Origin of the sequence: Streptomyces sp. YIM 121038 (assembly GCF_006088715.1) — a bacterium.
Taxonomy (GTDB): domain Bacteria; phylum Actinomycetota; class Actinomycetes; order Streptomycetales; family Streptomycetaceae; genus Streptomyces.
This window is the reverse complement of the sequence record NZ_CP030771.1, coordinates 33,464-56,189: the sequence shown is the minus strand read 5'-3', so window position 1 is coordinate 56,189 and position 22,726 is coordinate 33,464. Positions and strand designations below refer to the sequence as shown.

24 protein-coding genes and 3 pseudogenes are annotated in these 22,726 nt (G+C 71.7%); 11 read left to right on the top strand and 16 right to left on the bottom strand.

The annotated features are described in order from the left end of the window. Window positions 1-4: 4 nt before the first annotated feature. Window positions 5-415, top strand: a complete 411-nt coding sequence (locus tag C9F11_RS00270; RefSeq protein ID WP_138957312.1) for a hypothetical protein — start codon at window positions 5-7, stop codon at window positions 413-415. Between the two features lie 250 nt (window positions 416-665). Next, entirely contained in the window at window positions 666-2,189 is a 1,524-nt protein-coding gene (locus tag C9F11_RS00265; protein WP_138957311.1) for a glycosyl hydrolase family 18 protein, read from the top strand. A 156-nt stretch (window positions 2,190-2,345) separates the two neighbouring features. Here the strand turns inward: C9F11_RS00265 and C9F11_RS48050 are convergent, their stop codons facing one another. The 4 genes from C9F11_RS48050 to C9F11_RS00245 all read right to left on the bottom strand — a co-directional run bounded on the left by C9F11_RS48050 (window position 2,346) and on the right by C9F11_RS00245 (window position 5,984). After that, window positions 2,346-2,549 (bottom strand): cold-shock protein, encoded by a 204-nt coding sequence (locus C9F11_RS48050; RefSeq protein WP_212767888.1) that lies wholly within the window; start codon window positions 2,547-2,549, stop codon window positions 2,346-2,348. 325 nt (window positions 2,550-2,874) lie between these two features. Next, window positions 2,875-3,063 (bottom strand): hypothetical protein, encoded by a 189-nt coding sequence (locus C9F11_RS00255; protein ID WP_138957309.1) that lies wholly within the window; start codon window positions 3,061-3,063, stop codon window positions 2,875-2,877. A 243-nt stretch (window positions 3,064-3,306) separates the two neighbouring features. Then, window positions 3,307-3,972: an MSMEG_1061 family FMN-dependent PPOX-type flavoprotein gene (locus C9F11_RS00250; RefSeq protein ID WP_138965827.1), complete on the bottom strand. Its 666-nt coding sequence runs from the start codon at window positions 3,970-3,972 to the stop codon at window positions 3,307-3,309. Window positions 3,973-4,997: 1,025 nt separating this feature from the next. Next, a complete protein-coding gene (locus C9F11_RS00245) occupies window positions 4,998-5,984 on the bottom strand; it encodes an alpha/beta hydrolase (RefSeq protein ID WP_138957308.1) in 987 nt (328 codons plus the stop codon). 144 nt (window positions 5,985-6,128) lie between these two features. Here C9F11_RS00245 and C9F11_RS00240 point away from each other — a divergent pair, with 144 nt between their 5' ends. Together C9F11_RS00240 and C9F11_RS00235 are read left to right on the top strand one after the other, a co-directional pair. Continuing rightward, a complete protein-coding gene (locus C9F11_RS00240; RefSeq protein WP_138957307.1) occupies window positions 6,129-6,758 on the top strand; it encodes an XRE family transcriptional regulator in 630 nt (209 codons plus the stop codon). Window positions 6,759-6,885: 127 nt separating this feature from the next. Continuing rightward, entirely contained in the window at window positions 6,886-7,149 is a 264-nt protein-coding gene (locus C9F11_RS00235; RefSeq protein ID WP_249401523.1) for a hypothetical protein, read from the top strand. 68 nt (window positions 7,150-7,217) lie between these two features. Here C9F11_RS00235 and C9F11_RS00230 read toward each other — a convergent pair whose 3' ends face one another. The 3 genes from C9F11_RS00230 to C9F11_RS00220 form a co-directional block, all read right to left on the bottom strand. Then, entirely contained in the window at window positions 7,218-7,727 is a 510-nt protein-coding gene (locus C9F11_RS00230; RefSeq protein ID WP_249402121.1) for an Imm63 family immunity protein, read from the bottom strand. Between the two features lie 260 nt (window positions 7,728-7,987). After that, on the bottom strand, window positions 7,988-8,320 hold the full coding sequence (locus C9F11_RS00225; RefSeq protein ID WP_138957305.1) for a hypothetical protein: 333 nt from the start codon (window positions 8,318-8,320) through the stop codon (window positions 7,988-7,990). A gap of 822 nt (window positions 8,321-9,142) precedes the next feature. After that, window positions 9,143-9,922 (bottom strand): SDR family oxidoreductase, encoded by a 780-nt coding sequence (locus C9F11_RS00220; RefSeq protein WP_138957304.1) that lies wholly within the window; start codon window positions 9,920-9,922, stop codon window positions 9,143-9,145. Window positions 9,923-10,350: 428 nt separating this feature from the next. Here C9F11_RS00220 and C9F11_RS00215 point away from each other — a divergent pair, with 428 nt between their 5' ends. Both C9F11_RS00215 and C9F11_RS00210 read left to right on the top strand, forming a co-directional pair. Next, entirely contained in the window at window positions 10,351-11,166 is an 816-nt protein-coding gene (locus C9F11_RS00215; RefSeq protein ID WP_138957303.1) for an SDR family oxidoreductase, read from the top strand. 261 nt (window positions 11,167-11,427) lie between these two features. Then, window positions 11,428-12,933 (top strand): FAD-binding oxidoreductase, encoded by a 1,506-nt coding sequence (locus C9F11_RS00210; protein WP_138965817.1) that lies wholly within the window; start codon window positions 11,428-11,430, stop codon window positions 12,931-12,933. 316 nt (window positions 12,934-13,249) lie between these two features. On the opposite strand, the gene C9F11_RS00205 is transcribed toward C9F11_RS00210, so the two are convergent. Then, window positions 13,250-14,101: an oxidoreductase gene (locus C9F11_RS00205; RefSeq protein ID WP_138957302.1), complete on the bottom strand. Its 852-nt coding sequence runs from the start codon at window positions 14,099-14,101 to the stop codon at window positions 13,250-13,252. A 204-nt stretch (window positions 14,102-14,305) separates the two neighbouring features. Between C9F11_RS00205 and C9F11_RS00200 the strand changes: the two genes are divergently transcribed. Both C9F11_RS00200 and C9F11_RS00195 read left to right on the top strand, forming a co-directional pair. Beyond that, window positions 14,306-15,187 carry a helix-turn-helix transcriptional regulator gene (locus tag C9F11_RS00200; protein ID WP_138957301.1) on the top strand — a complete coding sequence of 294 codons (882 nt, stop codon included), beginning with the start codon at window positions 14,306-14,308 and terminating at the stop codon, window positions 15,185-15,187. A gap of 568 nt (window positions 15,188-15,755) precedes the next feature. Beyond that, the gene (locus C9F11_RS00195) at window positions 15,756-16,364 is read left to right on the top strand and encodes a hypothetical protein (protein WP_138957300.1); all 609 of its coding nucleotides are present in this window, start codon (window positions 15,756-15,758) and stop codon (window positions 16,362-16,364) included. Between the two features lie 25 nt (window positions 16,365-16,389). On the opposite strand, the gene C9F11_RS00190 is transcribed toward C9F11_RS00195, so the two are convergent. Continuing rightward, a complete protein-coding gene (locus tag C9F11_RS00190; protein WP_138957299.1) occupies window positions 16,390-16,578 on the bottom strand; it encodes a hypothetical protein in 189 nt (62 codons plus the stop codon). Window positions 16,579-17,293: 715 nt separating this feature from the next. Between C9F11_RS00190 and C9F11_RS00180 the strand changes: the two genes are divergently transcribed. Further along, window positions 17,294-17,839, top strand: a complete 546-nt coding sequence (locus C9F11_RS00180) for a hypothetical protein (RefSeq protein WP_138957298.1) — start codon at window positions 17,294-17,296, stop codon at window positions 17,837-17,839. On the opposite strand, the gene C9F11_RS00175 is transcribed toward C9F11_RS00180, so the two are convergent. From C9F11_RS00175 to C9F11_RS00165, 4 genes and pseudogenes are all read right to left on the bottom strand, one after another. Beyond that, window positions 17,803-18,324, bottom strand: coding sequence for an EF-hand domain-containing protein (locus tag C9F11_RS00175; protein WP_249401522.1), 522 nt, complete (start codon window positions 18,322-18,324; stop codon window positions 17,803-17,805). The genes C9F11_RS00180 and C9F11_RS00175 overlap by 37 nt on opposite strands. Window positions 18,325-19,281: 957 nt before the next feature. Further along, entirely contained in the window at window positions 19,282-19,452 is a 171-nt protein-coding gene (locus tag C9F11_RS49605) for a Clp protease N-terminal domain-containing protein (protein ID WP_269078120.1), read from the bottom strand. A gap of 186 nt (window positions 19,453-19,638) precedes the next feature. Further along, a pseudogene (locus C9F11_RS48400) lies at window positions 19,639-19,827 on the bottom strand (Clp protease N-terminal domain-containing protein); the annotation flags it as partial. Between the two features lies 1 nt (window position 19,828). After that, on the bottom strand, window positions 19,829-20,071 hold the full coding sequence (locus C9F11_RS00165) for a hypothetical protein (RefSeq protein WP_138957296.1): 243 nt from the start codon (window positions 20,069-20,071) through the stop codon (window positions 19,829-19,831). An 873-nt stretch (window positions 20,072-20,944) separates the two neighbouring features. Between C9F11_RS00165 and C9F11_RS00160 the strand changes: the two genes are divergently transcribed. After that, on the top strand, window positions 20,945-21,274 hold the full coding sequence (locus C9F11_RS00160; RefSeq protein ID WP_138957295.1) for a hypothetical protein: 330 nt from the start codon (window positions 20,945-20,947) through the stop codon (window positions 21,272-21,274). Between the two features lie 209 nt (window positions 21,275-21,483). On the opposite strand, the pseudogene C9F11_RS48395 reads toward C9F11_RS00160, so the two are convergent. Then, window positions 21,484-21,582, bottom strand: a pseudogene (locus tag C9F11_RS48395) (IS5/IS1182 family transposase); the annotation flags it as partial. A gap of 59 nt (window positions 21,583-21,641) precedes the next feature. Next, the gene (locus C9F11_RS00150) at window positions 21,642-22,046 is read right to left on the bottom strand and encodes a Rid family hydrolase (protein WP_138957294.1); all 405 of its coding nucleotides are present in this window, start codon (window positions 22,044-22,046) and stop codon (window positions 21,642-21,644) included. Between the two features lie 248 nt (window positions 22,047-22,294). Between C9F11_RS00150 and C9F11_RS47185 the strand changes: the two genes are divergently transcribed. Then, window positions 22,295-22,507: a hypothetical protein gene (locus tag C9F11_RS47185; RefSeq protein ID WP_171075581.1), complete on the top strand. Its 213-nt coding sequence runs from the start codon at window positions 22,295-22,297 to the stop codon at window positions 22,505-22,507. Here C9F11_RS47185 and cutA read toward each other — a convergent pair. Then, window positions 22,464-22,622 (bottom strand): annotated as a pseudogene (gene cutA / locus C9F11_RS00140) (divalent cation tolerance protein CutA); the annotation flags it as partial. The gene C9F11_RS47185 and the pseudogene cutA sit on opposite strands and share 44 nt — an antisense overlap. Between the last annotated feature and the right edge of the window lie 104 nt (window positions 22,623-22,726).

Below are 22,726 nucleotides of genomic sequence, written 5' to 3'. Positions count from 1 at the left end.
CGGCATGACCCTGGCGCCGCCCCGGTTCCCGCCGTACCCGGTCCGCGGCGTGTGCGTGCTGCACCAGCGCCAGAACTGCGCGCCGCACTTCGCGGGGGTCACCGTGGACTTCGAGCCCGCCGCCGAGGGCTTCGTCTTCGAGACGGCCCCGGGGCTGACGGTGGAGTACGAGCCCGCCGGGGACCTGCCGCGCTTCTTCGCGGCCGCGGCCGCGGGGATCGAGGAGCAGCTGCGCCTGCCCGGGCACGGCATCGTGGTGGCCGTCCGGGCGGTGCTGCGCGCTGCCCGCGCCGATGCGTTCGGCTCCCACGAGCTGGCGTTCCGGGTCGCGGGCTATCTCGCCGCCCGCCAGGCCCTGGAGCGTACGCGGGCGGCGCGCACGGGGGCGGGTCCCGCCGGGCCCGGAGGTTGTTGAAATTACGGTCAAGCGGTACGGACGGGCGCCCCGGACGGCCGCCCGCGGCCCGGGGCGGGACGGCCGTCTGACCAGCGGCCCCCGCCGCGCGGCCCCGCCCGCGGCCGCCGTCGGCACGGAACGCCCCGGAATTGGCCTAGTCCTTGCTTGGTCCATACCATTGACATGCCTATGACCACATGGCTACCTCGTGGGGCAACAGCCCTGCGTCAGACCCTCCCTGACGCCCCTTCACCCCTTTGGGATGGCCATGAGACGTCTGCGTTCCCTCCCTGCCGCTCTCGCCGCGGCGGCCACCGCGGTGGCCGCTCTGGGCCTGACCGCGCTCTCCAGCACCCCCGCCCAGGCCGCCACCCCGCTGCCCGCCCACGTCTTCGCCCCCTACTTCGAGTCCTGGACGGGCGAGAGCCCCGCCGCCCTCAGCGCCCAGTCCGGCGCCAAGCACCTGACGATGGCCTTCCTCCAGACGGCGACGAAGGGCTCCTGCACCGCCTACTGGAACGGCGACACCTCACTGCCCGTCGACACCAAGTCCTTCGGCGCCGACATCAAGACGATCCAGGGCCGCGGCGGAGACGTCATCCCCTCCTTCGGCGGCTACACGGCGGACACCACCGGAACCGAGATCGCCGACAGCTGCACCGACGTCGACCAGATCGCCGCCGTCTACCAGAAGGTCATCACGACCTACGACGTCCCCCGGCTCGACATGGACATCGAGGTCGACGCCCTGGACAACACCGCGGGCATCGACCGCCGCAACAAGGCGATCAAAAAGGTCCAGGACTGGGCCGCCTCCACGGGCCGCAAGCTGGAGATCTCCTACACCCTGCCGACGACCACCCGGGGCCTGGCGGCCAGCGGCCTGGCCCTGCTCAGGAACGCGGTCACCAACGGCGCGCGCGTCGACGTCGCCAACATCATGACGTTCGACTACTACGACAACGCCCAGCACGACATGGCCCAGGACACCAAGACCGCCGCCCAGGGCCTGTACGACCAGCTCGCCAAGCTCTACCCCGCCAAGACCCCCGCCCAGCTCTGGGGCATGATCGGCGTCACCGAGATGCCGGGCGTCGACGACTTCGGCCCCGCCGAGACCTTCACCCTGCCCAACGCCACAACGGTCTACGACTGGGCGACCGCCAAGGGAATCAACACGCTCAGCTTCTGGGCCCTGCAGCGCGACAACGGAAAGTGCCCCGGCGGCGGAGCCAGGGACGACTGCTCCGGCATCGAACAGGGCACCTGGGACTTCTCCCGCGTCTTCGCGCCCTTCACCGGCGGCAACACCCCGCCCAGCGACGACTTCTCCCTGGCCCTCTCCCCGCCCGCCGCCACCCTCAAGGCAGGCACCTCCGCCACCAGCACCCTGAAGACCGCGGTCACCGCGGGCGGCGCCCGCACCCTGGACCTGAGCGTCAGCGGCGCACCCGCCGGGGTCACCGCCTCCCTCAGCCCCGCCTCGGTCACGGCCGGCGACACCTCGACCCTCACCGTCTCCACCACCCAGGCGGCCGTCAACGGCACCTACAGCCTCGTCGTCACCGCCACGAGCCCCTCGGCCGCCCACTCCACGACCTACTCCCTGACCATCACCGGCGGCAGCGGCAACCAGTGCACCGCGGCCCCCTGGGCCTCCGGCACGGTCTACACCGCGGGCCAGCAGGTCTCCCACAAGGGCCACACCTGGAAGGCCAAGTGGTGGACGACCGGCGAGGAACCCGGCACCACCGGCCAGTGGGGCGTCTGGCAGGACCTCGGAGCCTGCTGACCCCCGTCCGGCCCCCGGCCCGCCCGGCCCCTCACGCGCCCCCGCCCCGCCCCGCGGCACCGCCCGCCGGGCGGGGCGGGGGTGCGTGACGCCGCAGGCCGCCGGGCCCCGCACCCGCACCGGGCCGTGAGCGCCGCCGGCCCGGGTGACGCACGCTCACAGAGGGACGACGTTCACGGCCTGCGGGCCCTTGGGTCCCTCCGCCACCTGGTACTCCACGCGCTGGCCCTCCCGCAGGCTCCGGTACCCCACGCCGATGATCTGCGAGTAGTGGACGAAGACGTCCGGGCCGGAGACGTCCGGCGCGATGAAGCCGTACCCCTTCTCGGCGTTGAACCACTTGACGGTGCCGAAGTTGATCAGATCACGCCGGCCGTCCGGCGCACGCACGCTCTTCGCCCGCCCGGTATCGGCCCACGCCGGGGCGCAGGGCGCGAGCAGGACACCCAGGACGAGGAGCGGCGCGCAGGCCGCGGCACGGCGGCGGGCGGAGTGGCGCATGACGGGGCCTCCAGGCGGGAGATCGGCCGGGCCGCCCCGGCGGCGGGTACCCGCAGCACCGCTCGGCGACTCGTGCGACAAGGCTGTACGCGCACTCACCGTGCGCACGGGACCCAAGCCCCGCAACCCCGAACACCCGTCCGGGCGACGCCCGCCACCGGCACCGGTCACCGCACCTCGGGGGTCAGGCCGCGCGGGTGTAGCGGTCGGCGGCCCTGGTGCGCGCGGCCGTCAGGCGGGCCTTGGCCCCTTCCCGGCCCAGCACCCGGCGGCGCGGCGCGGCGGCCTTGCGCGCCTCTCGTACGAGGCGGTGGCGGGCGGCTTCCTGGGCGAGCTCGGCGGCGCGGAACTGGTGGATCTCGTAGTCGAACATCTTCTTCTCCCCCTGCGGTGCTGGTGTCTCGCTCTGTGCGATGACTCCACTGTCGCTTCCCAGGCGGATGCGGCACATCGGGAAGGTTCCGCATCTTCCAGCGAGGCGGGGGCCTTAGACGCAGGGGAGTGCCTTAGCCCGCCGGCCGGGCCCCGCCCCGGGGGCCCCGCAGGCATGCCGCAGCGCGGCCGCAGGAGCCCAGGAGGCGGGGCGCGGGAGGCGAGGGGCGCGCCCGCGTCCGGTTCACTCGTAACGCAGGCGCAGCGACTCCCGTTCGGCCTCCTCGACCTGCTCGACCGTCAGGCCCGGCAGGTTCAGCTGGGCCAGCGTCACCTCGGCGCTGGCGGGCTGGGCGTCGGCGGACACCCACTTCTCCGGCTGCCACGCGTGGGCGCGCATCAGCGACTTGGGGCAGTGGGGGTAGACCTGTTCGACGTGCACCACCAGCGCGGTGACGGGCGGCTTGCCGACGGGCGTGAGCTGTTCGAGCAGTTCCGGGCGGGCGGAGACGCAGGCGCGGCCGTTGACGCGCAGCGTGGTCGGGCGGCCGGGGATGAGGAAGACCAGTCCGGCACGCCCGGTCTGCAGCACGTTGTGCAGGGTGTCGAGCCGCTTGTTGCCGGTCGCGTCGGGAATCACCAGGGTCCGCTCGTCCAGCACGGAGACGAACCCGGCCGGGCCCCCGCGCGGCGTCACGTCCGCCCGCCCTTCGGCGTCGGCGCTGCCTATGAACACCAGGGAGGAACAGCCGATCAGCGCGCGGGTCTGTTCGGTCAGGTGGTCGGTCTCCTTGCGCAGTGCGTTCGGGTTCGGCTGCGAGTAGAGCTCGGCCAGCTGATCCGGGCTGGTGAGAGCGTCCGCCCGCAGGGCATCGAAGAGCGGGCCGGTGGTCCCCGTATCGATCATCATGGAAACGACCCTAGAAGACGACCGGGGCAGCGCGGGGCCCAGCACGTGATCACGCCCGCTGGAGCCGGCAGCCGCGCCCTCCGTCACGTGGGAAGCGCGGGGCGCGCCTGTGCCGTTGGTCTTCGCCTGGAGGAGGCCGCCCCAGCCCTTGGTGGCGTAGAGCTTGAAGCCCCCGGTGATGTGATGAATGATCCAGTCAATCTTGTCCGCGATGTCCCAGTCCCAGTCCCAGTCGTAGTCCTCGTCGGACTCAGCGATGGGAAGGGAGACGGGCCACACCCCAACGAGCCTGGCCTGCCCGGTGCTCGAGGCGGCACCGACCTCCTGGATCGTGACGACCTCGGCCCTGATGTGGGTCTCCCCCTGCCATCAGACTGCATCGGCCCCCTCCGTTGAGCGCCAAAACCCCCTGTTTCAGGCATAGTTGAACCAATCATCCCTTCTCGGTCAGGGGCTGCCGCTCAACTGAGCTCGCCGTGATCTCGGCAGCCCGTTCGAGGGGGCGCATGGCAGCGGCACGCGGACCGCAGAGCCTGCACCGCCGGGCAGCAGAAGGGGCGACCTTCTGGTGCGGCTGCCGTGGCGGTGCTGCGCGCCATCGATGCGGCGATGATCGTGGGGGGCCGCGGCCGTCGTTCCCTTCGCCCAGGCCGTCGCGACGCAGGCGGGCGGTGACTTCTACGCCCGGGTGCGGCGGCTCTTCAGCCGCGCTGTGAAGCGCGGGGGCGGGGAACTGACCGAGAGGACGGTCGCCGAAGCGGCCCTGTACGTCGTGAGGGATCCCGGCCGGAGGTCCGGCCGGATGCCCCGCAGGCGGACCTGATCCGTGGTCAGGCTGCCGGTGCCCGGGTGGTGTTCGAAGTGCGTGGTAGGCACCTGGCGGGCGTGCGCGCGGGGCCGACCACGCCTGCGTTGTTGGCCAGGTGCGGTGCGGCTGTTCGGCCTCGGCGAGCAGACCGGCGCGGGCTGCCTCGGTGCGGCCCGCCCGGAACGCGGCGCCAAGCTGCCCTGGCAGTCGGCCTGGTTCAGCTCTGCGTCGTGGTGAGCCAGTCGGTCAGCAGGCGGTTGACCTCGTCGGGGCGTTCTTGCTGGATCCAGTGGCCGCAGCCTTCCAGGAGGTGGGAGGCCGACAGGCGGGGGAGAGTGGTGGGGTAGGCGTCGATGGCGTCGGCCATCCAGGTGGTGGAGGCGTCCAGGGCACCGCCGATGAACAGGGCGGGCTGTGTGAGCGGGGCTCCGCGGTGGGGGGTGAGGTCTTCCCAGTCGCGGTCCATGGTGCGGTAGCGGTTGAGGGCGCCGGTCAGGCCGGTGCGCTCGAACTCCGCGGCGTAGACGTCGAGGTCGTCCTCGGTCAGCCAGGCGGGGAGCGGGCCGGTGGGGAAGCGGTCGCGCAGCCGGCCGCCGCGGGTGACGAAGTGCGGGTCGGGCTCGCCCTCGGCCGGCATCGTGTCGGCGGACAGGGCCGCGTAGAAGCCGGCGAGCCAGCTGCGGACGTCGGGCTCGATCTCCGCCTCGGCGCGACCGGGCTCCTGGAAGTAGGAGACGTAGAACTCCTGCTCGGGGCCGCCGATCCGGCCGAAGACGTCGGTGGGGCGGGGGCCGCCGGGCGGTGCGTAGGGGACGCTCAGCAAGCCGACCGCGCGGAAGACTTCGGGGTGGAGCAGGGCGGAGGCGGCGGCGATGTTGGAGCCCCAGTCGTGGCCGACGATCACCGCGCTCTCCTCGCCGAGGGCGCGCACGACGGCGACGTTGTCCTCCGCCAGGTCGACTATGCGGTAGGCGTCGGTTGCGGCGGGCCTGGAGGAGCGGCCGTAGCCGCGTACGTCGATCGCCGCTGCCCGGAACCCGGCCGCGGCGAGGGCCGGGAGCTGGTGGCGCCAGGAGTACCAGGACTCGGGGAAGCCGTGGACGAGCAGGACCAGCGGGCCGGTGCCCTGCTCCACCAGGTGCAGGCGCCCGGCCGGGGCCTGGACGGTGCGGTGGCGCGGTGCGGCGGTCGGCTGGGATCGCATGGGGACTTCTCCTCGGTTCGTGGGCGGCCGGCGGGGACCCGTCGATCATGCGGTGCCGCGGCCGTCCGGCGCGATCAGCGTTGCCGGTCTGGCAAGGTTGCAGGACAGGGCGGTGAAGCGGCGCGGCGGGAGGGAACGGGGACGGTGGCAGGGGACGACGTGGCCCGGACGCTGGCGGCGATGGGGCCGCGGCTGCGGGCCGTGCGCGAGCGCCGCGGCGTCACGCTCGCCGCTGTCAGCCGCGCGACCGGCGTCTCGTCCAGCACGCTGTCGCGGATCGAGACCGGCCGGCGCAAGCCCACCCTGGAGGTGGTGCTGCAGCTGGCGAAGGAATACGAAGTCTCCCTGGACGAGCTGGCCGGCACCGCACCCGCCCCTGCGGCCGGGCCCCGCAGCACGGCGCCGCACAGCTTCGGCGACGACAAGGCGGTCTTGCCGCTGACCCGGTACGTCGGCGGCCTGCACGCCCACAAGCACGTCCTGCCCGCCGTCGGGGAGCCGCCCGGGCGGCCCCGCCAGGGGACCCACGAGGGCTACGAGTGGCTGTGCGTCCTGTACGGGCGGTTGTGGATCGCGCTCGGCGACCAGGACCTCGTCCTGACCGCCGGGGACGTCATCGAGTTCGACACCCGCGTCCCCCACGGACTCGCCAACGCCGGATCCACCGGACCGGTCGAGTACCTGATCATGTTCGGACCTCAAGGGGAACGTCCACGACTGCGTGCCCCTGCAGCCGCTGGTCGCGGGACCGGTGACGGCGAGGCTGCTGAATGAGCAGCCGTGACAAGCCGCGCGCCTCGTCGGTGACCGCCCGCGCACGCGCCGGCCCGACCGGGGCCGAGGGCGGGCCGGTGCCCTCATCGTGTTGACCGCCCCCGGCAGGCAGTGCTGGAGCCGGCGCGTGGACAGCATCCCCGCCGACCGGCGGCTCTGGAACCGGATCAGCAGCGCCTACCAGCGCGAGCACGACCGCCGAAGGCGACGGCGCGACCAGCTCACCTGCGGCGACTGGGTCAGGGTCCTGCGCGGCGCGGGTCTCGTCATCGACGACCTCATCGAGCCGCGGCCCGAACCCGGAAGACCCAACGGCTGCAACGAAACCGACCCGCCCCACTGGGCACACCGCTGGCCGGCGGAACTGCTGTGGGTGACCCGCACACCGTAAGCGCGAGACGGGGGAGGGGGCGCAATGCGGCCGGTGGCGGTGCGGGCAGGGCCAGGGGCACGGGGAACTCAGTACGGTTCGCGCAGCTTGTCGCGCAGGGTGCGCCACTGCCGGGCGAGGAAGGACTCGTCGGCGGTTTTGATCGCGACCCAGGCGGCGAGGGGGTGGGCGTCCACGTCCTCAAGCCGGACTCCCGGGCATCGCACGGGGATATCCGCCCGGTACTCCTCGGCCCACTGGTCATCGAGGAGACGCAGGAGGGCGACCTGCTTGGCGTTCCAGCCGATCCGTGTGTCCCGGTCCTCGGGCCACCGGTCCCGCTGGCCCAGCTCCCAGCGCATGGCCATGGACCTGGTGGCGTCGAGAGCGACCCAGTGCATGGCCTCGTGCAGGTCCTCGGTGGTGGTGGGGCCGTATCGCACGCCGCGCTCCATCAGGGTCCAGTGGATGACTCCGTCGTGGACTTCGATCCAGGGGTAGGAGCCGTCGCGGATGCTGAACCCGACCAGGTCGTACCGGCGCCCGCCGTAGAGCTTCGCGGACATCTCGTGCACCGCGGACCGCACATCCTCGATCATTATCGTCACAGCGACGATTATTGCATCTGTTCGATCCGCACCCGCATCCGGCCGACGTGACGTGACGGGGGCGCTATGCCCTCCTGCCGCCTCGTCGGGACGCGTGCGGAGGCGGCCCGCGAGGGCGGCATCAGCGACGACGCGCTGCCAGGGGCCGGTGAACGAGGTACCTCCGGCCGGAGCGCGGCCGCCGGTGGCCGGGGGCGGCGACGGACTGATCGTCGGTACGACCGGGCGCCGCCCCCGGCAGGGGAACGGGGCTAGCCGAACTTCACGAAGGTCGGGAAGGGGGACGAGAACGTCTCGAAGTTCCGGGAGCCGACGAAGCCGGCGAACACCGTGCAGGTGCTGTTCGTGTACATGGTGGCGTCGGTGTCGGTGTCGTTGTGCGCATCACGTGCACCACCGCTGACGGCGATGCATGTGCCATTGGGTGTCGGGACGTTGAGGGTCGTCTCATGCCCGTTGTCCGCCCGCGTGTAGAAGAACGTGCCGGTGGCGGCCTGGGCGTTGCTGGTGGACAGGCCCGTGACCAGCGCGGCGGCCGCGCCGATGGCCAGAGTTGCCCTGCCGATTCGGTTGAGTGCACGCATGAAGGGTCCTTCCCCTCTTGTCGTGGCCAGTGAGAATCACGCCGCAGTTGCAGGATCCACCCCGTATAGGCAGAGTTGAGGGTTTTAGCGAATAATCACCCGAATGAATGATATTGCGGCTTCCTCTCAACCATCAGAGCCTGGGAGGCAGGACGCCCCCGGCACGCGCCGTTGACGGGGAGCCCCGCACGCCCGTCCTCATGCCCGCCGACCAGCTCGGCCAGAAGTCGCCTCAGCGCGGCGCGGGCAGGCATCAGGTCCGAAATCGCCAACAGCATCCGCCTGAACGGCCCCAGGGCGTGGCCCGGCTGCAAGGGGGCCGACGCGGCCGGGAGCACGGCAATCCGAGCCGCCCTCACCTGGCTCACGGAAGCGAAAGCCGACGTGCGCGGGGCGCTCGCCGCGCGGGACCGCGGCGACCTCGCCTCCCTCTCCGCCCGGCACGCCCGAGTCTTGATGTGCCTGCCGCAGCGCCTGGGCCGATACGCCGCCCGCCACCCGCGCACCCAGCGCGCGCTACCCGGGCCCCTGCCGCACACGCAGGCGCACATACCGGTCCTCATCCCGCCAGCGCCCGCGGGCTCCCGGTCCGCGCCGCAGTCCGCCGTCCCTTGGGCGCGGCCAGTTCACCCGTGCCCCGGATCCGGCCGGGAGCGCCCCGCTCATCCTCACCGGCCCCGGCGGCCTGCGCGGCCGCGCAGCAGGAGCTGAAGAAGGTGCCGCTGGCCCTTACGGCCGCCAAGGCACCGGGGAGGACCAGCACCGCACTTCGCTGAGGCGGCGCAGGCCGACGTCACGGCCCCGGTACGCGCCCGCGCCAGATCACCGGGGCGCGATCGGCCCGAGATAGGTGCCGCCGGAGACGTCGATGCTCTGGCCGGTCACCCAGCGCCCCCGCGGTCCCGCCAGGAAGCCCACCACGTCCGCGACGTCCTCCGGCTCGCCGATCCGTCCGAGCGCGGTGATCGCCTCGAGTCCGGCCACCGCCTCGGGCACCTCGGCGTAGTGGGCGATCATGTCGGTCAGCACCACCCCGGGTTCGACCGTGTTCACGGTGATCCCACGCCGGCCCAGTTCGTTGGCGAGCGAGGGGCCAAGGGCGGCCAGCGCCGCCTTGGTGACGGTGTAGCCGATCTGGTGGGGGTCCGCGATCCGGGTGGACGCCGAGCCCACGTTGACGATCCGCCCGCCGTCCCGCAGCAGCGCCAGCGCCCGCTGGACCACGAAGACGGGCGTACTCACGTTGACGGCCAGCAGCCGCGCGAACTCCTCCTCGGTGAGCTGCCCGATCGAACTGACCGAGTGCATGCCCGCGTTGTTGACCAGGATGTCCAGGCCGTCCGCACCATGGTCGGCGAGCCCGGCAGCGAGCCCGTCGAACAGCCGGTCCACCGCGCCGCTTTCACCGAACCGGGCCCGCACCGCGAACGCCCGGCCGCCGGTCTCGGCGATCTGCGCCACGGTCTTCGCAGCGGCCGCGTCGTTGCCGCCGTAGTGGACCGCGACCAGCGCCCCCTCGGCGGCCAGTCGCAGAGCGACCGCGCGCCCGATCCCGCGCGAGCCGCCCGTCACCAGCGCGGTACGGCCGTCCAGTTCCCCCATGAACACCTCCGTGATGTACCCGATCGGATCCCAGAGCGATTCAGCCTAAAGGGCCGCAGCCGGATGCGGGGCCGGTCCTCCCGTACCCACCCGGGCCGGTGCCCGGGCAGCCCCAAGGATCACCACGCGATGCCAACTCGGCTCCCCTCCGGGCGGCCCGCCCGCCCGGCTCGCCGCGTCCGGTGCGGCACCGCAGGACAGCACCCCCAGCGCGGCGACCGCCTCCAGGAAGGCCTCCTCACTCCGGCCGGGCTGGACCTGGCGGGATGCCGTGCGTTGTCGTGAAGCCGCGGGCCCCCAACAACAGGCAGAGTCCTGGCACTTCACGGCCTGCTCCGACCAGGCCAGCCCGGCCGACCCGGCAGCACGAGCGCTTCGTATGCTCGACCTGCGGGGAACCGGAAGCCGATCTTTGGAGGCGAACGACCATGGCAGAACAGCGTGTTGTCCTGGTGACGGGCGGGGGAACGGGAATCGGGGCCGCCACCGCCCGGCTGCTGCGCGCGGCCGGGCACCAGGTCGTGATCTCCGGGCGGCGAGCCGAGCCGCTGCACCGGGTGGCCAAGGAGACCGGAGCGCTGGCCCACCCCTCCGACGCCGGCGACCCCGAGGCCGTGCGCGACCTCGTCGAAACGACGGTGACGGCCTACGGGAGGCTCGACGGTGTGGTGCTCAACGCCGGAACCGGGAGAGGGGGCGCGGTCGGCGACACCACGGTCGAGGACTGGGAAGAGCTGATGCGGACCAACCTCACCGGCCCGTTCCTGCTGCTGCGCGCCGCGCTGCCGCATCTGCTGGCCGCCCGCGGCGCGGTGGTCGCCGTCGCCTCGGTCGCAGCCCTGCGCAACGGCGCCGGCAACGCCGCCTACGCGACATCCAAGGCAGCCCTGCTCCACCTCTGCAGCTCCCTGGCTGTCGACTACGGGCCCCAGGGGCTGCGGGCCAACACCGTGTGCCCGGGCTGGGTGCGCACCGAGATGGCCGACCAGCGGATGGCCCGGTTCGCGGCGGAGGCAGGCCTCGAGGGCGGCACCGAGGCGGCGTACGAGGAGGCGACCCTGCTGACTCCCGCCGGGCGGCCGGGCGATCCGGAGGAGGTCGCCGAGGCGATCGACTGGCTGCTGTCACCCGCCGCGTCCTACGTCAACGGCGCCGTCCTCACCATCGACGGCGGGCTGACCACGGTCGACGTCGGCGGCGCCGCCTTCGACCACCGGATCCAGCCGCGCACCCCGCACCAGTAGCAAAGGCCCCTGACGGCACGGCCGGCCCGACCTCGACGACACGGCCGACCGCCCCTGGCTGGCCGTCCCGGCCGCGCCGCAGCTGGGGTGGTCTGAGGCGAACAGCCCCGGACCACCCCACGCAGCCACAGAAGCCGCACCCCGGCCCGCTTACCCACCGTTGAACCGCTGTTGATCACCAGATGCCAGCTTTCTCCGTGACGCCCCGGCGTCGCCGTATCCGTACGGCACGAGAGTTCACGAGAGACAAGGAAGCACCAGGTGTCACAGCAGCAGCCCGGCCGCCGCACCGCGCTCAAGGCCGCGGGGGCCGGCGCCCTCGCCGTCGCCGCCGGTGCGGTGGCCGCCGCCCCGGCGCCCGCCCAGGACAGCACGACCGCGACCCGGGGCGAGCGCGCTCTGGCCGCACAGCTGCGCCGCGCCCTGCCCGACGACCGGGTACTGGTCCGCGGGGACGCGGCCTACGACGCGGAGCGCGCCGCCTACCACCGGGTCATCGACCACCACCCGGCGGCGATCGTCGTGCCGTGCCACGCCGATGACATCGCCACCGCCGTACGCATCGCCTCCCACCACCGCGTGCCGATCGCCGTGCAGGCCACCGGCCACGGCATCGCCCGCTCCGCACACGGCGGACTGCTCATCAACACCCGCCGGCTCAAGCGCATCCGCATCGACGCCGCCCGGCGCACCGCCGTGGTGAGCCCCGGCGTGGTCTTCTCCGAACTCATCGACGCGGCCGCCGCCCACGGCCTGGCGCCCGCCAGCGGCTCGGCCGTGGACGTCAGCGTCACCGGGTACACCAGCGGCGGCGGCCTCCCGGTGATCGGACGCACCGTCGGCTTCGCGGCCGACCACGTCACCCGCGTCGACCTGGTCGACGCCAAGGGACGGCGGCGCAGGCTCACCCCGCACCGCGACGCCGACCTGTTCTGGGCGGTGCGCGGCGGCAAGTCCAACTTCGGCGTGATCACCGAGATCGAGACGGCGCTCTTCCCCCTCACCCGCCTGTACGGCGGAAACATGCTGTTCACCGGCGGCGTACCCGAACTCCTCAAGACCTACCAGAAGTTCACCCGCACCCTCACCGAACGCATGACGACCTCACTGGTGATCGTGAACGTCCCCACCGACAGCCCCGCCTTCCCCGAGCCACTGCGCGGCAAGACCCTCGCCAAGCTGCGCGTCGCCTTCACCGGCAACGCGGCCGAGGGCGAGAAACTGCTGCGCCCGCTGCGCGCCCTCGGCCCCGCCCAGGACAGCGTGGCCGAGATGCCCTACACCGACCTCGCGAAGATCTACGCCGACCCGGCGGGCCCGATCCGCACGCGCGAGCGCGCCGGTGCGCTGCGGGCACTGGACGACGCGACCCTTGGGCGCCTGCTGCGCGCCGCGGGCCCCGACGCCGACCGCCCCCCGATGGTCGTCGAGATCCGCCACCTCGGCGGTGCGCTCGCCCGTGCCCCCAAGCACCCCAACGCGGTCGGACCGCGCGATGCCGCGTTCAACCTGTTCGTCGCGGACGTGGCCCCGGATCCGGCCAAGGACGCCGCCCTCGAAGCCGGGCAGCAGCAGGTCTTCGACATCCTCGGCCCCTCCCTGACCGGGCACACCCAGCCCAACTTCCTCACCGACCACGACAAGACCGCCACGCGCGTACGCCGCGCCTACCGGCCGCGCGACTACGAACGCCTCACGACACTCAAGCGCCGCTACGACCGGCACAACCTCTTCCGCGTCAACCACAACATCCCACCCGCGGCCTGACCGGCCGGGCCGGACACCGCACTCGCGGGCCGGGGCACGGCACCACGGCCTACGGCGCCGTCGGGCGGCTCGCGGAGGCCGTGCACCTGCGGTCGTGGAGGTGGCCGTGGGCCGGTCCGTAGGGCGTTGGGCTCCTCGGCTTGAGCTGTGGCCTCTCCCCGGTGACCCGGTGACCCGGTGACCAGCAGGCGCCGGGTGGCGCGAGGCGGCTACGAGCATCCCCGTCTGCGGTGTGGACCAAGTACGGGCCGGGCCGGGTTGCTGCTGACGGCCGCCGGCGGGACCCCGCGCCCGGGGGCCCCGCCGACAGGTGACGTCAGGCGGACCGGCCGACGTCGTCGAAGTCGGTGGAGGCCGAGAGCCCGGCCCATGCCCGCAGGTCGCGCTCGAAGGCGTCGCGTCCGGCCCGCACGAGCCGAAGCGCGTCGTTGCCCAGCAGCAGGCGCGCCGGCGGCTGGTCGGCCGCCACGATCCGCAGTACCGCGGCCGCGGCCTTGTCCGGGTCGCCCGGCTGGGTGCCGCTGCCGTGGACGCGCCGGGCGCGTATCGGCTCGAACAGCTCGTCGTAGTCGGCGATCGCCCGGGGCGAACGGATCATCGAGCGGCCGGACCAGTCGGTCCGGAAGCTGCCCGGCTCAACGGCGGTGACATGGATGCCGAAACCGGCGACCTCCTTGCCGAGCGTCTCGAGGATGCCCTCCACCGCGAACTTGCTGCCGTGGTAGAAGCTGAGGCCCGGCATGGTGATCAGCCCGCCCATCGAGGTGACGGCGATGATGTGGCCCCGACGGCGCTCCCGCATGTGCGGCAGAACCGCCTTGATCACCGCCACGGTTCCATGGACGTTCACCTCGAACTGGCGGCGGAGGTCGTCCATCGACGACTCCTCGAAGAGCCCGTCATGGCCGTACCCGGCGTTGGCGACGAGTACGTCGACCGGGCCCAGATCGCGCTCGGTCTCGGCCACGACCGCGTCCACCGCGTCGTGGTCGGTCACGTCCAGGATGCGGGCGTGCGCGTCACCGGCGACCGCCTCAAAGCCCCGTGCGTCGGCGGGCGTGCGCACCGTGCCCACCACCCGGTGGCCCGCGGCCAGCGCCGCACGCGCCAGGGCGCGGCCCAGGCCGGTGCTGACGCCGGTGATCAGGAATGTCTTGGTGTCCGACACAGGAGTTCCCTTCGTACGATGCGAACGCAGACCCACCGCGGCGGTCAGGCCCGGCCGGTCTCGACACGCTCCACTTCAGCACCCGAATGGGCCACTGACCGTCTTCCCGGGGGCCCGCTCCGCCCCCGGGACAGCCCGACCGGGGGACTGCCAGTCCCCCCTTCGCGAACCATCCGGCCGATCTTGGGCCCTATCGTGAACGGCATGGACCGCAACACAGCTCTCGGTGAATTCCTCCGCTCCCGGCGGGCACGGATCACCCCGCGCCAGGCGGGCCTGCCCGACGACGGCGGCACCCGGCGCGTGCCAGGACTGCGCCGCGAAGAGATCGCCCACCTGGCGGGCGTGAGCGTCGACTACTACGTACGTATGGAACGCGGACGCCGGCTGAACGTCTCCGAGACCGTCCTGGACGCCATCTCCCGCGCGCTGCGCCTCGACCCCGTCGAACGCACCCACCTGTTCCAGCTCGCCAAGCCCGTCACGGGCAGGCCCCGCCGCACGGCAACGCGTCCGCAGCCGGTCCGCCCGGGGCTGCACGACCTGCTCCGGATCCTCGAACACACCCCCGCCCTGGTACTGGGACGGCGACTGGACGTACTCGCCTCCAACCAGATGGCACGTGCGCTGCTCACCGACTTCGACGCGCTGGCGCACCGCGAGCGGAACCTGGTGCGGTTCATGTTCGGCGACGAGACCGCCCGCTCGCTGTACACCCACTGGGACACCCACGCCCGGGACATCGTCGCCTCGCTGCGGCGCGACGCCGGACGCCACCCCCACGACCCGCTCCTTGCCGAACTCGTCGGTGAACTCTCCATCGCGGATGAGGACTTCCGCCGCTGGTGGGCCGACCAGAACGTGCACCGCCACACGCATGGCAGCAAACACTTCCACCACCCGATCGTCGGCCCGCTCACCCTCAACTACGAGTCCCTCACCCTGCCCGCCGATCCCGACCAGCGGCTGAGCGTCTACACCGCCGAAGCAGGCTCCAGCTCCGAAGAGGCACTCCGCCTCCTGGCCGCGTGGATACGCCAGCCCGAGACCCCGCACGAGCAGCACGCACAGCGTCCTCGGCCTTAGCCCGGACTGTTCGTCATGGCCCGGGTGGCGGCTGGGGGAGCGTGCTCGCAGTGTCTGGGGCACATCCTCTTGCCGCAGGCCAGGGTTGCTTGAGTGCTTCAAGTCTGGTGTGAGGAAGCCGCATCGGGACCCCTCCCGGTCCAGTGCTTTTATGCTCCGCGAAGTGACTTCAGCAAAGACGCGCAAACCACCGACGCCGGTCATGTGGGCGGTCGTGATCTGGGGGGTCCTGGCCGTCACGCCTCTGGCGATCGTACTCGTCGCGCTCATACGAGGCGCGCCGCAGTGGCTCCTGTTCGCCCTGCTGACGGTCCTGCCGGGCTCGATAGCCTGGGGGCTGTGGCAGGGGAATCGTGGTGCCAGGTTCTGCGGCATTTTCTTCGGCTTCATGACTGTGGGGCTGGGAATCCTGATGATTCTCCTGCTTGCCGTCCCCTGGGCCGGTCTCGTAGTCACGGGCGAGTCCGCGCTGGCGCACGAGCCAGCCGATGTTCGCCCCATCGCCCATCGGCGCGGGATGACTGCGAACCCCCGGGGCGCCGGGCCGTGTTGGACGGGGTGGACGTCGATGCCCGGGCGAGCGCCGCGCTCGATGGCGGTGGTGCGGTGGCCGGCGTCCGCTCACTCCTTCGAGACGCGCGGGTGGGCGGCCACGATCCCCTCCGCCTGCTGCGTGGGCAGCGCGGGGGCGCAGGACGCCGCGTGCTGGCAGGCCGCCGTCACCAGGGAGACGCAGGGCCAGCAGCGGACCTTCACCGCGCGGTGCGTCACCGCCGAGGCGGAACAGCCCATCCACGAAGTGGGGTTCGGCGATGCCCCGGACCGGCCGCAGGCGCCGGGCCTGCTCCCGCTGCCGACGGCGCCGCAGGCCGCGGCCATCGCACTGGCAGGAAACGGCGCGGACTTCACGACCGAGTTCCTGCAGATGGCGGGCACCGGCACGTTCACCGTGGACCAGGTCCTGGACGAGGCGGCCGCCACCGCCGCTTCGTGCGGGCTGCTGGCACTGCGCGAGGCCCAGCACGCGGGCCATCCGAGGGGCCTTGCGGCACCATCAAGTGGTGACGGAACCGAGCGGCGAGACGGGGCCGCACCGTCCCTCCTGCGCGGGATCTGGCGGGAGGTCAACGAGGCCGTGCACCGGTGCGGAGTCACGCGGCCTCATGGCGGCTACTGACCCATGCTGGTGCTCGCCCCATGGGTCAGGCGGCGCGGGTGTAGCGGTCGGTGGCCGCGGTGCGGGCGGCCGTCAGGCGGGCCTCGGCCCCTTCCCGGCCGAGGACCCGGCGGCGCGGCTTGGCGGCCTTGAGGGCTTCGCGTACGAGGCGGTGGTGGGCGGCCTGGGCGGCGAGCTCGGCGGTGCGGAACTGGTGGATTTCGTAGTCGAACATTTTCTTCTCCCCCTGGGCTTTGGTGTCTCGCTCTGTGCGATGACTCCACTCTCGCTTCCCAGGAGGGGCCGGGGCATCGGGAAGGTTCCGCATCTTCCGGCGGGGCGGGTCCTTAGGCGTACGGGAGGTCCTTAGCTCCCTGGCCAGGCCTCGTGGCCGCTGGGTTGCCCCCGCCCGTTCACCCCCTCTTGGGCAGGGCCATGATGGGGGCAGGCAGGGTTCGCATTCCCCGTTCCGTCACCGGGGTGAGGAAGCCGACATGAGCGACAGCCCGAGCGCCAACGACACTGCGGCGACCTTGTACGGGCCGGTCTCTCTCGGTCTGGGGGCGCCGCGGTCACCGCCTCCGTCTTCAGCGCCGTCATCGGCATCGCGTTCGCTCTGCTGACGGGCGTCCTCGCGGTGACCTTCGGCCTGCTGGGGCTGGCCAGCGGCTTCAACCGGAATCAGTCGCTGGCCGGAGTGCTCACCGGGAGCGTCGGTGTGATCTTCTTCGCCGTCCTCGTCGGAGGGATCTAAGGTCTCTGGCCTGGGCGGCAGCACTGGCCCGCCTGGCCAAACGCCTGCTCCCGCGCGGCGGGTGGACGTCCGCAGCCCCTCCGATCCCCATGGCGCGGTGCACGCCACGCCGGAGAAAGCGAGCGCCGGGCATCAGCTGGACTCGAAACGCCCCCGCCAGCCGCGGGCGCGGAGCAAGAGGACGTGGTGGACCCCCATGGCAGATCCCTGGCCCCAGAACGGTGAGCTGCCGCCCGCCCTGGCCTGGCGGGTCGGGGACGCCGCCGAGGTACTCCGCGAGCTGCCCGTGCTGGACGTGTGCTTCTCCATCTACGGAGCCCTCTGGCACGCCGATCCTGCCCGGCTGCTGCCCGTGATCCACCACCGGCTCCGCTCCGGCGGCATCCTGGCCTTCTCGGTCAACGGCCCGCGCGACGGCGAGCTGCCCGGCCGCCGCGTGGACAACCTCACCCTGGGCAACGGCGCCCACCTGCCGGTCGTCCACTACTCCTACGGCGCCGACGCCTGGTGGTGCCTGCTGCACGAGCACGGCTTCACCGCCACCCACGCGCTGCCCGTCGAGGGGCCCGTGACCAGCCTGTACCACAGTCCTGCGGGCCCGCCGCAGCGGCACCGGAGGGTCAGGGTCGGGCGAGCTCCGCCCGTTCTCCTAGCTGCAGGCACAGGCACAGGCACAGGCACAGGCGCGGGACGGGGCGGATCGGGTCAGTGGGTGGTTGTTGCAGGTGTGCCGGGAGGGTAGGCGTGGGTCATGGGGGAGTGGCCGGTGGTGAGGAAGTCGTGGATCGCGGCGAGGTAGACGGTGCGCTGGATGAGGCCGTTGCGGTGGGTGTCGAGGGCAGTGAAGGCGGCGTCGGCGCCTTCGGGGCTGTTGCCGGTGGCCGCGCGCAGCCGGGTGAACTCGTCGCGGGTGAGGTGTCCGTCACCGTCGTGGTCGGCGAGATCGAAGAGGGAGCCGAGGGCGGGGCGGCAGGATTCTTCGAAGGCGTCGTGTCCGGCCCAGTCGCGGTATTCCTCGTAGGTGACGGTGCCGTCCGCGTTGCTGTCCATCTGGCGGAACACCTCTTCGTGGGCCGCGCGGGCGGCGGCCACCAAGGCATGCTCTGGGTCCCGGCCGCAGGCGTCCGCAGCCCGGTCGACCCGGCCGAGGTATTCGGCCCGGGTGATGACTCCGTCGCCGTCGACATCCAGCATGGCGAAGATTCGCCGCTTTGCGGTGTCCGACATTCCGTCACTTCCGTTTCTCCGTAGCCGATCGTCCTCCCCCGGGAAACGCAACGCCTCAGGACGGGGTTGGTTACTGTGCTCGGCAGTGTCCTCTATGCCCCCAAGCGGGGCAGGGAGGACACTGCCGAGCACCCAGAGCCCCTGTCCGGCCGGATCATCGACGCCGACAGGGGCACCCTGGCTCTGTGGTGGGGGAGTCCGGGGTCCCACAACCGCTGCTTACCGGCTTGCTCCTGGCGCGGGCCGCCTCGCTGTTCTCGCGCACTGCCGTCCGTCGTCTGGGCTCCGGGTGGCCACGCCCTGCTCCAGCGCATTCGCCGCGGGCTCCCCGGCAGGCGTGCAGCTGGCATCGGCGGTGCTGGGGGAGCGGGGACCACCCGTGCACGCGCGGGACGGACGCAGGGCCTGGCTGAGGTGGGCGGCGGCCCACCGGGCGCGAGTCGCGGGCCGGGTCGGTGCCGAGTTGCCCGCACACAACCGACCGCCGGCCTCAACCTGCCTGGCCTCGCCTTCAGTGCAGGCCGCCCTGTCCCTCAGGCACTCCCGCCTCGGGCCCCTGGGGACGACGAAAGCCTGCGTTTGCTGCTTGCAGTGCCAGCTCGTCTACGGTACCGACCAGGAGATTCATCCCGCGATGGCCTGCGCCGGGCTGCATCTGACCGCACGGGGTATCTGTATCGTGACGACGGCGGCCCCGCCTTCAATGGCGACGGCGCCCTCACCGCGCTGGCCACCAGGCCCTCTCCCGGGTGCAACAGCCTGCTCAAGCCCGACATCTGCACCGCCGTCCCGCCCTACACCGACTGGATCAACGACGACAGGTAGCCGGCCCGCCCCCCCGCTACGCCGCGGGCCCGTGCGGGAGCCGGGGCTTCCGCACGGGCCCGCGGCGAGACGGCCGGTGCGAGGCCGGCCTTCGCGTGAGATGAGCGGGGCGGCTCATCTCCGCAGCCGGTGCTACGAGGCGCCCCCGGCCACGCGGGCCAGTACCGCCTCGCGCAGCCCCGCGCGGTCGACCTCCAGGGCGTTCAGGACGTCCAGGCCACGGCCTTCTCCTGCGGCCAGCAGACCGAGCAGGATGTGTTCGGTGCCGAATCTGTCGTGGCCGAGCGCATGCGCCTCGCTCAGGGTCTGTTCGAGGGCTTTGGTGGCGTCCTGGGTGTAGGTGGGCCGGGGGTACTGGAAGGCGCCGGGGCCGAAGTTGTCGTCGGCCTTGCGCTGGATCTCCTCGACGTCGATGCCGAGGGAGGACAGGGCGTCCTTCGCGCCTTGCCCGCCGGTTGTGGCGACTCCGGCGGCTTCCAGGATGCGGAGGGTCTCCTGCCTGATCCGCGCTTGCTCGACGCCCTGCTTGCGCAGTACCTCCCCGGCCGTGCTCCGGTCGGTGCCGGCCAGGCCGAGCAGGAGGTGTTCCGTGCCGATGAAGTCGTGGCCGAGGGCGATCGCCTCGTCCTGGGCCAGGGTCACGGCGTGCCGTGCCCGGTCGGTGAAGAACTCGAACATCCTACTTCTCCTTGCCTTCGGCTTTACGCCTGCTCGCATGCTTCTCGTGCACTGACTGCCGGCTGACGTTCAGCGATGTGGCGATGCTCTGCCAGGACCAGCCCTGGCTGCGGGCGTTGTCGACGTGGACCCGCTCGAGTTCCTCCAGCAGGCGGCGCAGGGCGACGACGGCCTGCAGTCCGATCTCGGGGTCTTTGTCGGTGACCTGTCCGGCCAGCGAGGCCGGTGTGTCCTCAGCTCCCATATCTGTCAGGGTGCCCTGACGTGCAACGAGTGTCAAGACACCCTGACAAGCGGCGTCGGCGCCACGTTGCTGACCTACGAGGCCGGCGCAGGGACCGCGTGTCGCTCGTCAGCTCTTCTCATGCCGTTCACCGTGCCCATCAAGCCGCCGAACCCCGCACGTGCGCCTCGCCGTCCCCCGGACCCTGCACGCGCCAGGTGGGCCGTTACGCGAGCAGGGGCTGTGGAGGTGTCCCTGCGGTGGCCGGGCCGTCAGCTTGTGGAGTACGACGGCGCGGCCGTAGCCCAGTCTTCGGCTGCCGGGGCCGGGGAGCTGCCATGCTCTCGCCGCTGGCCGAGCGGCCAAGACACCCACGGCGCAGAATCCGCGCCACATGAAAAGACAAACGGGGAAACACCAAGCATGTACAACAGCTCGTCCAACCGCGCCCCTTCCGCGCGCACTTGCACCGCGTTACTGGCGGTGATCACGGCAGGCGCCATCTTTACGACCTCAGCAGCCGCATACGCCTCCGACGCCGAGGCACCCAGGTCGGCAAACGGAGCATCGGCCCCTGCCCTCGCGAACGCCGACGTGGAGGAGCTCCTGGAGCCCCTTGTGGCCATACCTGATGACGTCCTCGCACAGGGAGGCGAGGCCACGCTCGCTCACCTCGCTGTGAGTGATTCGTGGTGGCCAGAACGGGTTCAGGGTGTGTTCGGGTGCAGCCGGTCGGTTCCCTCGCGGGTCGGTGGCTGGCGGGTCGCGTGCCCCGGAGCGTACGCCGTGCCGCCACCCCTTTTGAGTGCATTCCTGGCCGGAGGGCAGCGGGCTCGCGGACACGGCTGCTGTTGTGGAACCGGATACCGCCCGCAAACAGAACAGGGGTCCCTCATGCACAGGTGGAAACGACTGGCCCGGATGACCGTGGTGGCCGCTTCGGCGGCCGTGCTGGTGACGGGACTGTCGACCAGCGCTCAGGCCGCGAGCGGCACGTTCGCCTACAACCGGGCCGACACGGGCTTCCGGATGGTCATGGAGAACCCTCCGGACGACGAGTGCATCGTCATGCCGGGCGGCGCCGGCGTCGTCGACAACTTCACGGACACCGTGGCCACGCTCTACCGCGACGAGGCCTGCACCATCCCGCAGGACACGCTGCCGCCCAACACCGGCGGCGCGTACGGCGGAGCGACGACCGTGCACTCGGTGTTCTTCGGCTAGCCGGCAGGGGTGCGCCGCCAAGGTGGCGCGCCCTGCGCGGCAGTTCTCCGGTGAGTGGTGCGGGCCGGGGGCTTGGGCTCGCGCCATGCGGCCACGGGTTTGGCCAGGCGGCGTGTCATCAGGGCCATCACACTCCAGGCCAGGTGTGCTTCGGCGTGCTGGGGCAGCGTTTCGTAGTCGCGGCAGTTGCGCCGGGATCTCATGATCCACGAAATCGATACCGGCAGGCCGCGGGTGTCCACGGCCAGGTGGCGCTTGCGCCCAGTCGCCTTCTTCCCCGCGTCGTAGCCGGTCGTCGCCCTCGACGCTGCTGACCTGTAACTATTCAGGATGAAAGAGGCCGAAGGAATCAGGCCGGCCTCCTCACCTATGGCTTCACATCGAGACGCACGAGCGCGCCGATCTCCACGAGTTGGTCCGGCAGTGCCAAGTCGGAAACGCCCATGACCGTGCTGGCGGGCCGGTGCTCCCCGAAGTACTCGGCGTGGAGGCGTGCTGTCGTGTCGAAGTTCTCCCGCAGGTTCCTCACCAGAACCGTGGTCTCCACTATCTGGCTACGCTCGGCCCCGAACTGCCTCAGCACCAGGTCCAGATTCTCCAGCGTGGTGCGGACCTGCAGTGCGAAGTCGCCGGCACCCACGAAGTTGCCGTGACGGTCATGAGACAGCTGCCCCGACACATAAACCGTGTCACCCACCTGAGTGGCCTGACTGTACCCGTACAACGACTCCCACGGCATGCCGAACCCGAATGCCTTCACCTGAGAACTCATGACTCACTCCCTTGATACAGCGCGCGGAACCGTCAGTTGCAGACGGGCCCCTTGCGTGTAGAAGTTACGGGTCCGTACAAGCGATGCTTGTCTGGTAGCGCCTTCCAAGTGTTCTCTGTGCGCACAAAATTGGCTGCAGTGGGCTCCTCCGGGCGCTGGTGTGATGAGTGGAACCTGTACGCCGACGACGAGGTGCCCTGCTTCCTCACCACACCCCTCGGCCAGCCTCTTTCACCCTCCAGCAGAGGATGAAAGAGGCTCACTGCGGGCTCCTGATCCTGTGCTCGGCCCGCCTGCCCCTCCGCGAGCTCCTGCCCCTGCCGCCGCGCCTCCGCCAGCTCCCGATGCTGCTCGCTTCCCTGCGCCTTCGTGCGCTGCTGCTCCTGTCCGTCTGCCGACTCTCGTTCCTGCTCGTGCTTCTCCGGTGCCGAACTCCCCGGCGTGCCAGGACACGGACGTGACCGGGCCGATGATCTGGGCACCTGCCGCGAGCCGCTCACGCACGACGCTGCGGGCCAGCTCGACTGCCTGTTGGCGGTGTTCAGTTGCTGTCGATACCTGTACATAGTCAGCCATGCCGCGAGCGTAGCCGCGTGTACGAAAGACGAAAGGCCTCCCATCCGAAGACGAAGGGAGATCAGACGTCTCAGCGGGCGACCGGGCCAGCCTCAGCGCCGGTC

What these genes read in the sequence shown, in the direction of transcription:
- C9F11_RS00270 (WP_138957312.1), top strand. Translation starts at nt 5, where the DNA reads ATGACCCTGGCGCCGCCCCGGTTCCCGCCGTACCCGGTCCGCGGCGTG.
- C9F11_RS00265 (WP_138957311.1), top strand. Translation starts at nt 666, where the DNA reads ATGAGACGTCTGCGTTCCCTCCCTGCCGCTCTCGCCGCGGCGGCCACC.
- C9F11_RS00255 (WP_138957309.1), bottom strand. Translation starts at nt 3,063, where the DNA reads ATGTTCGACTACGAGATCCACCAGTTCCGCGCCGCCGAGCTCGCCCAG.
- C9F11_RS00250 (WP_138965827.1), bottom strand. Translation starts at nt 3,972, where the DNA reads ATGATGATCGATACGGGGACCACCGGCCCGCTCTTCGATGCCCTGCGG.
- C9F11_RS00245 (WP_138957308.1), bottom strand. Translation starts at nt 5,984, where the DNA reads ATGCGATCCCAGCCGACCGCCGCACCGCGCCACCGCACCGTCCAGGCC.
- C9F11_RS00230 (WP_249402121.1), bottom strand. Translation starts at nt 7,727, where the DNA reads ATGATCGAGGATGTGCGGTCCGCGGTGCACGAGATGTCCGCGAAGCTC.
- C9F11_RS00225 (WP_138957305.1), bottom strand. Translation starts at nt 8,320, where the DNA reads ATGCGTGCACTCAACCGAATCGGCAGGGCAACTCTGGCCATCGGCGCG.
- C9F11_RS00220 (WP_138957304.1), bottom strand. Translation starts at nt 9,922, where the DNA reads ATGGGGGAACTGGACGGCCGTACCGCGCTGGTGACGGGCGGCTCGCGC.
- C9F11_RS00215 (WP_138957303.1), top strand. Translation starts at nt 10,351, where the DNA reads ATGGCAGAACAGCGTGTTGTCCTGGTGACGGGCGGGGGAACGGGAATC.
- C9F11_RS00200 (WP_138957301.1), top strand. Translation starts at nt 14,306, where the DNA reads ATGGACCGCAACACAGCTCTCGGTGAATTCCTCCGCTCCCGGCGGGCA.
- C9F11_RS00195 (WP_138957300.1), top strand. Translation starts at nt 15,756, where the DNA reads ATGCCCGGGCGAGCGCCGCGCTCGATGGCGGTGGTGCGGTGGCCGGCG.
- C9F11_RS00190 (WP_138957299.1), bottom strand. Translation starts at nt 16,578, where the DNA reads ATGTTCGACTACGAAATCCACCAGTTCCGCACCGCCGAGCTCGCCGCC.
- C9F11_RS00180 (WP_138957298.1), top strand. Translation starts at nt 17,294, where the DNA reads ATGGCAGATCCCTGGCCCCAGAACGGTGAGCTGCCGCCCGCCCTGGCC.
- C9F11_RS00175 (WP_249401522.1), bottom strand. Translation starts at nt 18,324, where the DNA reads ATGTCGGACACCGCAAAGCGGCGAATCTTCGCCATGCTGGATGTCGAC.
- C9F11_RS00165 (WP_138957296.1), bottom strand. Translation starts at nt 20,071, where the DNA reads ATGGGAGCTGAGGACACACCGGCCTCGCTGGCCGGACAGGTCACCGAC.
- C9F11_RS00160 (WP_138957295.1), top strand. Translation starts at nt 20,945, where the DNA reads ATGCACAGGTGGAAACGACTGGCCCGGATGACCGTGGTGGCCGCTTCG.
- C9F11_RS00150 (WP_138957294.1), bottom strand. Translation starts at nt 22,046, where the DNA reads ATGAGTTCTCAGGTGAAGGCATTCGGGTTCGGCATGCCGTGGGAGTCG.
- C9F11_RS47185 (WP_171075581.1), top strand. Translation starts at nt 22,295, where the DNA reads ATGAAAGAGGCTCACTGCGGGCTCCTGATCCTGTGCTCGGCCCGCCTG.